General features: G+C 40.2%; 10 protein-coding genes. 8 read left to right on the plus strand and 2 right to left on the minus strand.

The window, feature by feature from the left end; translation table 11 throughout:
* Positions 1-172 precede the first annotated feature (172 nt).
* Entirely contained in the window at positions 173-2,104 is a 1,932-nt protein-coding gene (locus FHQ08_RS08440; RefSeq protein ID WP_269073916.1) for an ABC-F family ATP-binding cassette domain-containing protein, read from the minus strand.
* A 213-nt stretch (positions 2,105-2,317) separates the two neighbouring features.
* Here FHQ08_RS08440 and FHQ08_RS08445 point away from each other — a divergent pair, with 213 nt between their 5' ends.
* Positions 2,318-2,995, plus strand: a complete 678-nt coding sequence (locus FHQ08_RS08445; protein WP_230913971.1) for a redox-sensing transcriptional repressor Rex — start codon at positions 2,318-2,320, stop codon at positions 2,993-2,995.
* Between the two features lie 152 nt (positions 2,996-3,147).
* Here the strand turns inward: FHQ08_RS08445 and FHQ08_RS08450 are convergent, their stop codons facing one another.
* On the minus strand, positions 3,148-3,795 hold the full coding sequence (locus FHQ08_RS08450; protein ID WP_230913972.1) for a CPBP family intramembrane glutamic endopeptidase: 648 nt from the start codon (positions 3,793-3,795) through the stop codon (positions 3,148-3,150).
* A 145-nt stretch (positions 3,796-3,940) separates the two neighbouring features.
* On the opposite strand from FHQ08_RS08450, the gene groES reads away from it, so the two are divergent.
* From groES to mutS, 7 genes are all read left to right on the plus strand, one after another.
* A complete protein-coding gene (gene groES / locus FHQ08_RS08455; protein ID WP_230913973.1) occupies positions 3,941-4,225 on the plus strand; it encodes a co-chaperone GroES in 285 nt (94 codons plus the stop codon).
* Between the two features lie 34 nt (positions 4,226-4,259).
* On the plus strand, positions 4,260-5,888 hold the full coding sequence (groL, locus tag FHQ08_RS08460) for a chaperonin GroEL (protein WP_230913974.1): 1,629 nt from the start codon (positions 4,260-4,262) through the stop codon (positions 5,886-5,888).
* A 138-nt stretch (positions 5,889-6,026) separates the two neighbouring features.
* Complete coding sequence (locus FHQ08_RS08465; RefSeq protein ID WP_230913975.1) at positions 6,027-6,377, plus strand: DUF1827 family protein; 351 nt, start codon at positions 6,027-6,029, stop codon at positions 6,375-6,377.
* Between the two features lie 93 nt (positions 6,378-6,470).
* Positions 6,471-8,300 carry an amino acid permease gene (locus FHQ08_RS08470; protein ID WP_230913976.1) on the plus strand — a complete coding sequence of 610 codons (1,830 nt, stop codon included), beginning with the start codon at positions 6,471-6,473 and terminating at the stop codon, positions 8,298-8,300.
* Positions 8,301-8,522: 222 nt separating this feature from the next.
* Entirely contained in the window at positions 8,523-9,323 is an 801-nt protein-coding gene (locus FHQ08_RS08475) for a TIGR00282 family metallophosphoesterase (RefSeq protein ID WP_230913977.1), read from the plus strand.
* Positions 9,324-9,326: 3 nt separating this feature from the next.
* Positions 9,327-9,719: a YlbF family regulator gene (locus FHQ08_RS08480; protein WP_230913978.1), complete on the plus strand. Its 393-nt coding sequence runs from the start codon at positions 9,327-9,329 to the stop codon at positions 9,717-9,719.
* Positions 9,720-9,733: 14 nt separating this feature from the next.
* Positions 9,734-12,397 carry a DNA mismatch repair protein MutS gene (gene mutS, locus FHQ08_RS08485; protein ID WP_230913979.1) on the plus strand — a complete coding sequence of 888 codons (2,664 nt, stop codon included), beginning with the start codon at positions 9,734-9,736 and terminating at the stop codon, positions 12,395-12,397.
* The last annotated feature ends 19 nt before the right edge of the window (positions 12,398-12,416 follow it).

Genomic DNA, 12,416 nt, shown 5'->3' on the forward strand with positions numbered 1-12,416 from the left:
TTTACCAAAAGAATAGGACGGGCTCGAAGCCCCAATGAGTGAACGGTATTTTTATAATTGATCAAAAAAGATCTGTTGACCGAAGTAAGAATATACTTCATCAACAGATCTAATCTTAGTATGTTTTTGCTTGCGAACAATTAATTTTAACCGTGTTCCAAAAGTGGATCAGTTAGTCTTGACCACCATCTTCCAGAAGCATGCTTTTTTCAGTCCAAGCTTCTTCTAAAGGGGCTAGTTTCTGTTCAATGGCATCCAGTTGTTCTTGAAGTGCCTGCATTTTAGAATAGCTGGTTGCGATTTCTGGAGCTGCCATCTGCGTTTGAATATCTTGACTTTGAGCAGTTAAATCATCAATTTGGGTTTCAAGTGTGGCCACTTCGCGTTCTAATTTGCGGCGCGCGCGTTGTTCAGTTTTGCTTTCCTTGTAAGCCGTTTGCGCTTGAGTGTTTCCTGAGGTGTCGGTTGGGGTTGTTGGGTTATCCTCGGCTTTCATGGCTTCAATTTCGGCTTTTTTCTCTAGGTAGTAATCATAGTTGCCTAAATAAAGGGTGCTGCCTTCGGGTGTGATCTCGGTGATTTCGGTAGCTAAGCGGTTGATAAAGTAGCGATCATGTGAAACAAATAGCACGGTCCCATTAAAGTTTTCTAGTGCTTGTTGCAGAACTTCTTTGCTATCGATATCTAAGTGGTTTGTCGGTTCGTCCATGATCAGGAAGTTATCATGTTCTAGCGCTAATTTTGTTAATAATAGCCGGGCTTTTTCACCACCGGATAGCTGGGCTACAACTTTAGCCACATCATCGCCGGTAAATAAAAAACTGCCGAGTATTGTACGAATGTCTTTTTCTGGCATTGTTGGGTGTTCATCCCAGATTTCATCAAGGACGGTTTTACTAGGATGCAGATTGCGCTGTTCCTGGTCGTAATAGCCAATAGAGACGCCGGTACCTAATTGGATCTCACCTTTGATCAAAGGAATTTGGCCAATAATACTCCGTAGTAAAGTAGATTTACCAACACCATTGGTACCAATGATGGCGTGAATGTGACGCCGATCCACTGATAAATTAACAGGTTCAGCCATGATTTTGTCTGGCTCATAGCCAATCGCTGCATTTTTGACGCGCAGAACGTCGTTACCGCTCTTAGTCTCAGCCTCAAAGCGAAAATGAATCGTTTGATCGTCGTTAGTTGGTTTTTGAATACGATCTAATTTTTCTAATTGTTTGCGGCGGCTTTGGGCTTGTTTAGTTGTAGACGCACGGACAATATTCTTATCCACAAAATCTTGCATTTTCTTAATTTCAGCTTGTTGCTTTTCATAGGCTTTCCATTCTAATTCTAGATGCTTTTGCTTTTCCACTAAAAATTTGGAGTAATTACCTTTGTAATGGTCCAAACGATCACTATGTATTTCATAAACATCGTGTACCACGTGGTCTAAAAAGTAACGGTCGTGAGAAACTACCAAAAGAGCACCGGGATAGCCAGATAAATAATTTTCCAGCCAAGTCAAGGTTTCAATATCTAGGTGGTTGGTAGGCTCGTCAAGAATTAATAAGTCGCGTTTCTCCAATAACAATTTGGCCAGCGCTAAACGTGATTTTTCACCACCAGATAATGTATTGATTGGCTTGGATTGTACTGATTCAGGAAACTGAAACCCGTGCAGGACACCACGAATTTCAGCTTGATAACCGTACCCATTTTGTTCAGTAAACCGGTGTTGTAAGTTATCATATTGTTTTAGCAATTCTGTATTATGGGCATCATTGGCCATTTGTGTTTCTAGGTCATGCATTTGTTGTTCCATCTTTTGTAAGGGTGCAAAGACGGTTAACATTTCTTCATAAATTGTTTTGTCTGAATCTAAACCCGTATCTTGTGCTAAATAGCCCATAGTCATATCTTTGGGCGTTGTTACTTGACCCTCGTCGGGGGCATTTATACCTGCAAGAATTTTAAGTAGAGTTGATTTACCGGCACCATTAGGTCCAACTAAAGCGGTCCGATCACCAGTTTGAATTTCTAAAGAGAGATTTTTAAAGATATAATCGCCGGAAAATTCCCGGGCAACTTTTTGTGCTTGTAATAATATCAAAATGAGGCACCTTTCTATAAAAAATGGACTTAAAAAAAATAAGTATGAAAACGGATAGGCATAGGCGTTAGCCTTGACTTTTCACAATTAAATAGTTTGTTCGGCGGATAATTTGTTTGATTTTTACTATTAAATCAAGTAATATACATACGAGTTGATTACTTGTTCAGGATGTAATTTCACAATCTATGAAAACTTGAAAGGGGACACATAATGGCAGAAATTAAAATTCCCAAGGCAACTGCCAAAAGATTGCCACTTTACTATCGCTATCTGAACTTTTTAAACGATGCTGACAAGAAAAAAGTTTCATCTACCGAATTATCTGAGGCCGTAAAAGTTGATTCTGCGACAATCAGACGTGACTTCTCATATTTCGGGGCATTAGGCAAACGCGGTTACGGGTACGACGTTAATGACTTATTGAATTTTTTCAAAAAGATTTTAAACCAAGATCGGCTAACAAACGTCGCGCTGGTCGGAGTCGGCAATTTAGGCCATGCCTTATTAAACTATAACTTTAGACAAACGAATAGCATCCGTATTAGTGCAGCTTTTGACAATAATGAAGCAATTACAGGTACCATTCAAAGTGGTGTCCCAATTTATCCAATGGTTGAATTGGTTGAACAATTAAAGGATCAGCAGATCGATATTGCTATTTTAACTGTCCCTAATCCAGCTGCTCAAGATGTGACAAACCAACTAGTTGAAGCCGGTGTTCGCGGTATTTTGAATTTTACGCCGTTACGACTTTCGGTGCCTGATCATGTCCGTGTACAAAACGTGGATCTGGCTAATGAACTGCAAACCTTGATTTACTTCTTAGATCACTACGAAAAAGGTGACAAGCCCGGTGGTGAAGATGTTACTTTAAAATTTGATAATTAGCCAATACAGAACATGAGAAGTCTGAAACAAAAGCAACATTTTGTTTTTGGACTTTTTTTGTACCCAAAATTTTAGCGCTCGCAAATGATTGACCGGCTTTTATACAGCCTAAGAATCTATCGTTAATTAACTTTTACGGCTGATATCAACGATCAATGCCAGCTTTGAACACTAAAGATGAATACAAGACTATTCATCAACATATGAGCCAACATTGTTGTCCAGATCCTACCCGTATAATTATATAAGAAGCAGAAGAAAAGACCAATAGTACTATAAAGTAAAATGTGACCATCTTGGTGGGCAAAGGCAAAAACCAATGATGATATAATTGCGGCACCAATTTTACCGGTGAAAGGTACCAAACGGCCAAAAATTGTTTTGCGGTAAACAAGCTCCTCAATGATTGGTAAAAATAAAAGCACGCTGATGACGTAGTAAGGATACGTTGTCATCGTTGCTAATAAAGTCGCGGTATTTTGTGAAGCAGTGGGGATGTGAAAAAGTAGTCTTTCCAAAGTGCTAGCGCCTAGTTGTAAAAAGATGGCTAGTACGCCGCCTATCAGGCCCCAGATAATGACTTTAGGTTTGGTGGTAAAGGGGTTTGCATTTTCAATCACATTGTTAGGTGCAATTTTGGTATTGAGCCATAGTAACAACAACATGCCTAGTAGGTACCATAATGTCATTACTAGAAAATACCCATTTTTAGCTGGGAGGAACTTTAGAAAAAAAGAGGGCATGATCATTAAGATCAAATAAAGTAATAAGGTTAAAGCAGTGGTATTTCGAGCTTTCAAAATAAATACTCCTTTGTTTTTTCAAAAATATGTTTAAAAAACTTGCAATAAGCAGCGAACATGTATATTATATTTCTTGTGGTTAGCACTTGTCCATCGAGAGTGCTAAATCTTAAATATAACTGATTTATTGGAGGGATTTTTTGTGTTAAAACCATTAGGTGACCGTGTGATCGTTAAAGTTCAAGAACAAGAAGAAGAAACTGTCGGTGGCATCGTTTTAGCGAATAATGCCAAAGAAAAACCACAAACTGGTGAAATTGTTGCCGTCAGTGAAGGTACTTTAGCAGAAGACGGAAAACGTGTCCCTTTGTCTGTTAAAAATGGACAAGTTGTCATGTTCGACAAATATGCCGGATCTGAAGTTAAATATGAAGGCGAAGATTATCTTGTATTACATGAAAAAGATATCATGGCCGTTGTTGAATAACTAAAAAAATAAAATAACTGAGGTGGTAGTAAAAATGGCAAAAGATATTAAGTTTTCTGAAGACGCACGTTCTGCAATGCTACGTGGTGTTGATAAATTAGCTGATACCGTTAAAACAACATTAGGCCCTAAAGGTCGCAATGTCGTTCTTGAAAAATCTTATGGTGCTCCTGAAATTACCAATGATGGGGTTACAATTGCAAAAGATATTGAATTAGAAGATCATTATGAAAACATGGGTGCTAAATTAGTTTCTGAAGTTGCTTCCAAGACTAACGATATCGCAGGTGATGGTACAACAACAGCAACGGTTTTAACACAAGCAATCGTTCGTGAAGGTTTGAAGAATGTCACTGCCGGTGCTAACCCAGTTGGTATCCGTTCTGGGATTGAAAAAGCAACTAAAGCTGCCGTTGAAGCTTTACGTAAAAACTCGCATAAAGTTGAAACTAAAGATCAGATTGCCCAAGTTGCTTCTGTTTCTTCCAGCAATGAAGAAGTCGGTAAATTAATTGCTGATGCTATGGAAAAAGTTGGTCATGATGGCGTCATCACGATTGAAGAATCTAAAGGTATTGATACCGAATTAAACGTTGTTGAAGGTATGCAATTCGATCGTGGTTACTTGTCACAATATATGGTTACTGATAATGACAAGATGGAAGCTGATTTAGATAATCCTTACATTTTGATCACAGATAAAAAGATTTCTAACATCCAAGAAATTTTACCATTATTGCAAGAAATCGTTCAACAAGGTAAGTCATTATTGATCATTGCCGATGATGTTGAAGGGGAAGCTTTACCAACTTTAGTTTTGAACAAGATCCGTGGGACATTCAATGTTGTTGCAGTTAAGGCACCTGGTTTTGGTGACCGCCGTAAAGCTCAACTTGAAGATATCGCTATTTTAACTGGTGGGACTGTGATCACTTCAGATCTTGGTTTAGATTTGAAAGATACAACGATTGATCAATTAGGGACTGCTGGTAAGGTAACAGTTACTAAAGATGATACCACAATTGTTGAAGGTGCTGGTTCTAAGAACGACATCCAAGAACGTGTGGACATGATCAAGAAACAAATTGCTGAAACAACTTCTGATTTTGATCGTGAAAAATTACAAGAACGCTTGGCTAAGTTAGCTGGCGGTGTTGCTGTCATCAATGTTGGTGCTGCAACTGAAACTGAATTAAAAGAACGTAAATATCGGATCGAAGATGCCTTAAATGCCACACGCGCAGCCGTTGAAGAAGGTTACGTCGCTGGTGGTGGTACAGCATTGATGAACGCTATTCCAGCTGTTGCTGCATTGTCTGATGAAGGTGACGTTCAAACCGGGATCAATATTGTTTTACGGGCATTAGAAGAACCAGTACGTCAAATCGCCTACAATGCTGGTAAAGAAGGCTCTGTCATTGTTGAACATCTTAAAGATGAAAAACCAGAAATTGGTTATAATGCGGCCACTGACAAGTGGGACAATATGATCGATGCTGGGATCATTGACCCAACTAAAGTGACACGTTCAGCCTTACAAAACGCTGCTTCCGTTGCTTCATTGATCTTGACAACCGAAGCTGTTGTTAGTGATATTCCTGAAAAGAACCCTGCACCAGCTGCACCAGCTGATCCAACTGGCGGCATGGGCGGCATGATGTAAGCTAATTAAATCTTAGTGGTTTTAAAAAAATTGAATTTTTAATTAAATGAGCAGTATCAAACCAGACAAATTATTTGGTTTGATACTGTTTTTTATATATAATTATTATATAAACTATTAGAAAATGGAGTGATGACCATGCATTTGATTGAAACCCCAGTCCGTTTAAACGCCAGCTTGCATAAAATGATTCCACGCACGATCAATTATCTTTACGGCAAAACAGCGATTAAATTTTTCAAGACTTATACGTTAGATGCTGTTCATATTTATTATATTGATGCTTTTAGTGAAGTCGACGTGATCATGATGGCTGATAAACGTAAAATCAAATCTGAAGAAATTGATTTTACAATTGATAAGCTTTTTCCAGAAGTTTCTCGAACTGAATTAACGGTCGATCCAGCAGCCAAAGCCAAGGTTGAAGCTCGAGCAAAACGTAAATTACAGTATCATGATGTCGTGATCATTCAGCAAAAACGTAAATAATCCGAATTTTGCATAGCTTTTCTTTTTTGAATGTTGTAGACTACAATAGATTCGTATAATGAAAAAAATTGAAACAACTTAAGGGGAAAGAATATGCAACAACTTAAGCGGATATTCATTGGACGTCCGTTAAAGTCCTCAGAAGAAGGCGGACAAAAACTCGGAAAATTAAAAGCACTAGCCATGCTCAGTTCAGATGCACTGTCCTCAGTCGCATATGGGACTGAGCAAATTGTTTTAGTGCTAGCACAGTTGTCTATTGCTGCGATTTGGTACTCCATTCCAATCGCTATTTTTGTGCTGGTATTATTACTGTCACTGACTTTATCCTATCGGCAGATCATTCACGCTTATCCTGGCGGTGGCGGTGCCTATAAAGTTTCGAGTGATAATTTAGGGCGTAATGCTGGCTTAGCTGCTGGCGGGTCCTTATTGATCGATTACATGCTGACGGTTTCTGTTAGTGTGTCTGCCGGTGCGGAGGCAATCACATCGGCAATTCCAGGGTTATATGGTCATCAAGTCGCAATTTCTTTAGTGATCATTATTATATTGATGCTTATGAATCTACGGGGCATGCGCGAATCGGCTTCATTTTTGATGGTGCCCGTTTATTTATTCGTTGCTGTCATCACATTAATGATCATTGTGGGGCTCTATAAGATTTTTACAGGCGCAATTCCGTTTAAAGCCGCACAACATATTGGTGGCGTGGTACCAGGTATTTCAATGGCCTTGATTTTCCGCGCCTTTAGTTCCGGATCTTCGTCGCTGACTGGTGTTGAGGCTATTAGTAATGCAGTGCCGTTCTTCAAAAAACCGCGGGCAAAACATGCAGCTGAGACATTGGCAATTATGGCTTTGATTTTAGGGGCTTTCTTTGCTGGAATCACTTACTTGAACTATTATTATGGGATCGTGCCGCAGGAGAAAGTAACCGTGCTTTCTCAGGTCGCTAGTACTACATTTGGTCATGGATTCCTATTTTATATTGTCCAGTTTGCAACAGCATTCATTTTGGCAGTTGCTGCTAACACTGGTTTTTCAGCCTTCCCAGTCCTAGCTTACAATTTAGCAAAAGATAAGTTTTTACCGCATAACTATATGGATCGTGGCGATCGGTTAGGCTATTCTAATGGTATTTTGACATTAGCAATCGGGTCTGGTGTGTTGATCGTTCTCTTCAATGGTGTCACGGCTAACCTGATTCCATTATATGCCGTGGGCGTGTTCATTCCGTTCACACTTTCCCAGACAGGGATGATCGTAAAATGGTGGCGGCAACGGCCTAAAGGGTGGCTTGGCAAATCTGCTGCTAATTTCACTGGAGCCTTGATTTCATTTGCAATCCTGCTGATTTTATTCATCTATCGAATTCGTGATATTTGGCTGTTTTTCGTGATCATGCCTTTATTAGTCGCACTCTTTTACAAAATTCATGGGCATTATGCCCAAGTTGCTGAGCAGTTGCGGCTAGAGGCGACTGATGCTGAGCTACACCATTATGATGGTGCCACGATTATCGTTTTGATCAGTAATGTCACCCAAGTAACGAAAGCAGCTTTAAGTTATGCAGAGTCATTAGGTGATTACGTGATCGCTGTCCACGTTTCCATGGATGAAAATCCTGAGAAGGAAAAAGAGATTCAAGCACAATTCAAGAAAGATTTTCCTGAGGTACGTTTCGTGGACGTACACTCTAACTATCGTTCCATTGCTAAGCCATTAGTGCGCTTTACCTCAGTGATTAGTCGTAATGCTTTACGGCGAAACTATTCTACGACTGTACTGATCCCTCAATTTGTGCCTAAAAAGCACTGGCAGCAAGCTTTGCATAATCAAACAGCCTTACGTTTGCGCCAAGCTTTTGCAAATAAGGAAAACATTGTGGTTGCCAACTATACGTACCATTTAGCTAAATAAGCGTATGAGACACGTTACAACCAAATACGTTCGTCATTAACCTGTAATTGTATAGTTAATTTAAAACCAGAAGCCCCTAGAGATTAGCCTAATGTGTTAATTTCTGGGGGTCTTTAAGTGGCGGCGATATTGTTTTAAGATAGTTCAAAATTACTAGTATGCTGTTATTTTGACGTAAATATTGGTAAAATGACACTAAGTTTAAAAAGGGAGCGTTGTTGATTGCGTATTTTATTTGTTGGGGACGTGGTTGGGCAATTAGGATTAACGTTAGTTCAAAAGTATATGCCTGCATTAAAGCATCAGTTAAAACCCCAAGTTACGATTATCAATGGTGAAAATATTGCTGATGGCAAAGGTATCACTGAAAGGTTATACAAAGCTTTATTACTGGCTGGGGCTGATGTGGTTACTTTGGGCAACCATGCATTTCGTAAGCGCGAGACTGTCGATTTTATCGGCGGTACTTCCAAGTTGATTCGCCCAGCAAACTTTCCACCACAAGTACCTGGTGCCGGCTATACCATGATCAATGTGAATGGTGTTAAGTTAGCGGTAGTTAATTTGCAGGGCCGCGTTTTTTTAGATAATATTGATGATCCCTTTCAAAAAATAGATGCTTTATTAACAAAAATTAAAACCGAAACGAATCTTTGTTTTGTAGATTTTCATGGTGAAGCCACTAGTGAAAAATTGGCTTTTACCCATTATGTAGATGGCCGTGTGACCGCGGTGGTCGGAACTCACACACATGTTCAAACCAATGATGCCCGTATTTTGGCAAAGGGGACGGCTTATTTGTCGGATGTAGGTATGGTTGGCAGTTACAATGGTATTTTAGGCGTTAAGCCAGAACCAGTCTTACATTCTTTTTTGACCAACTTGCCATCACGGTTTGAACCAATTGAAAGTGGTCCTGGTCAATTAGGTGCTTGTTATATAGATTTAGATGCGACTAGTGGTAAAGCTAAGAAAATCCAGGCGATTCGGATCGACCCAGATCATCCTTTAGTGGAGATGTAAGCTGTGGCAGATCAACAACTCGATCAACAATTAGCAGCGTTGCCAGCTGATATTCGGCAAGCATTGACGGCTGTTACTGAAGCGATAGCAGCTGTCCCAACGATTCAAACGTACCAACAGATCGAAGCGCAAGTTAAACACAATCGGCCGCTACAAAAGCAGCAGCAGCAATTAGAACGGGCACAAAAAGAAATCGTGGCCTATCAGCGCATTCAAAAAAACAAGGCTGCTTTGGCGGCTAAAACCAAAGCCGATCATTTAGAAAAAGCAATTGAAACTGATCCGCTGACCATTGCATACCGCCAGAGTTTATATGAAGCCAATGAGCTTTTAGAATATATGACGCATTATTTTCAAGCACAATTAGACAAAATTTTGGCAGATAAAGATCAATAGATAAGGAGATTTTTATGCCACAGAAGACACAAGATACGCCAATGATGAAGCAATACCAGGCCATCAAGGATCAATATCCTGATGCCTTTTTATTCTACCGAATCGGTGATTTTTATGAATTGTTTTATGATGACGCCATCAAAGGCTCGCAATTATTAGAATTAACACTCACTGCTAGAAATAAGAGCGCAGATGATCCAATTCCAATGTGTGGTGTGCCACATCATGCCGCGCAGAACTATGTGGATATTTTGGTGGATAAAGGCTATAAAGTTGCGATTTGTGAACAAATGGAAGATCCGCGTAAAGCAGTTGGTATGGTTAAACGGGCGGTGATTCAACTGGTCACACCAGGTACTGTCATGGAGGATAAGCCTGGACAAGCAAAGGAAAATAATTATTTAACTGCCCTTTATGTGGATCAACAGCAGTTTGGTTTTGCCTATGCCGATTTAGCGACTGGTGAAATTTTTGTCACTCAATTTAGTGAGTTTGAAGCCGTTACCAGTGAAATGTTAAGTTTGCAGACCAAAGAAGTTGTGGTACCCGAGGATTTACCGCAGCAGTACCGCCAGCAATTGGATCGGCTGGATATTTTAGTTTCTGTCCAAGCTGATCAAAAACCGACGGCAGAAGTTAGCTTTGTCAGCCAAGGCATTGATGAACCGATTACCCGAGCGGTGCTCAAGACTTTGGTGCTTTATTTAGTATCGACGCAAAAGCGTGCCCTAGCACACTTACAGATCGCAGTCCAATATGAAGCCGATCAATTTTTACGGATGGATCATCAAGTTAAAGAAACTTTAGAATTAACCCGATCAATGCGAACAGGTGAACGTCAAGGAACTTTATTATGGCTATTAGATAAAACTAAGACTGCGATGGGTGGCCGTTTATTAAAGCAGTGGCTGGATCGGCCATTGATTACGCGTCGAGAAATCGAAGCCAGACAGACCCGGGTGGCCGATTTTATGGCTCATTTTTTTGAACGCAGCACCTTACAAGAAGCTTTGACGAAAGTTTATGATTTGGAGCGGTTAGCCGGGCGGGTTGCTTTTGGCAGTGTTAATGGTCGTGACTTGCTGCAACTGAAAGGCTCTTTAGCACAAGTGCCAGTTATTAAAAATGTTTTACAGCAGATGGATACGAAAAGCTTACGCGCACTATTGCCAAAATTGGATGAAGTCCCTGAAGTTTATGATTTGATTGATCGAGCAATCATGGACGATGCACCAATCTCTGTAACAGATGGTGGCGTCATCAAAGCCGGCTATAATGAACAGTTAGATCAATATCGGGATGCGATGAATAACAGCAAACAATGGATTTTGAATCTAGAAGCTCAGGAACGTAAAACAACGGGCATTCATAATCTGAAAATTGGATTCAACAAGGTTTTTGGCTACTATATTGAAGTAACTAACAGCAACCTTAAATTGGTACCTAAAGATCGCTTTGAACGCAAACAAACCTTGACCAATGCTGAGCGCTACATTACGCCGGAGTTAAAAGAAAAAGAGCAATTGATCTTAGAGGCTCAAGAAAAATCAACTGCTTTGGAATATGAACTGTTTACGGAAATCCGCGAGAAAATCAAGCAGCAGATTCAAAGGCTGCAGCACTTGGCAGCAATTATCTCTGAAATTGATGTTTTGCAGGGCTTTTCGGTAATTGCCGAAGAGCAGCACTATATCCAGCCGAAATTTGTCAGCCATCAAAAGGGCATTCATATTGAAAATGGCCGTCACCCCGTGGTCGAAAAAGTGTTGGGGCCCCAACAGTATATTGCCAATGACGTAACCATGGATCAAACGACAGATGTGTTATTGATCACGGGTCCCAACATGTCAGGTAAAAGCACTTATATGCGTCAATTGGCTTTAACCGTGGTCATGGCTCAAATTGGTTCTTTTGTACCGGCCGATACTTGTGAGTTACCGATATTTGATCAAATCTTTACCCGTATAGGTGCTGGTGATGATTTAATTTCAGGTAAAAGTACGTTTATGGTGGAAATGATCGAAGCCAATTATGCCCTGGCTCATGCCAGCAATCGCAGTTTAGTTTTATTTGATGAACTGGGCCGAGGAACTGCAACTTATGATGGTATGGCTTTAGCCCAGGCCATTATTGAGTATATCCATGATCATATCCACGCTAAAACACTTTTTTCCACTCATTATCATGAACTAACACAGCTCAGTGATACATTAGCCAAACTAAAAAACATCCATGTTGGCGCGACTGAGGAAAATGGCAAGTTGATTTTTATGCATAAAGTTTTGCCTGGCCCAGCCGATAAATCTTACGGAATTCATGTCGCTAAGTTAGCCGGTCTACCGGATAGCTTATTGAAACGTGCCGATGGCATTTTACAGCACTTGGAAGCTGGTTCTAAGGCAAATACACCTAGTAAGCCAGCTGCTACGCCAAAGATCAAAACACCAAACTCAACGAGTCAAACACCACGGGAACAACCGGCAGCAATTCAAGAAACACAGCAGCCATTACCTGAAGTTGAGCCAGATGGGCAATTATCTTTATTTAAAGAACCAGAGGTTGTAGACTCTAAAGCAGAGAAAGTACTGCGCGCTATTCATGAATTGGATCTTATGAGCCAGACGCCGATGGATACAATGAACTTGATTTATAAATGGCAGCGACAATTAAAAAAATAATAACTAAGGAGGGTGTTAG

It is taken from the genome of Agrilactobacillus fermenti (assembly GCF_021030645.1).
In the GTDB taxonomy this organism is placed as follows: Bacteria; Bacillota; Bacilli; order Lactobacillales; family Lactobacillaceae; genus Agrilactobacillus; species Agrilactobacillus fermenti.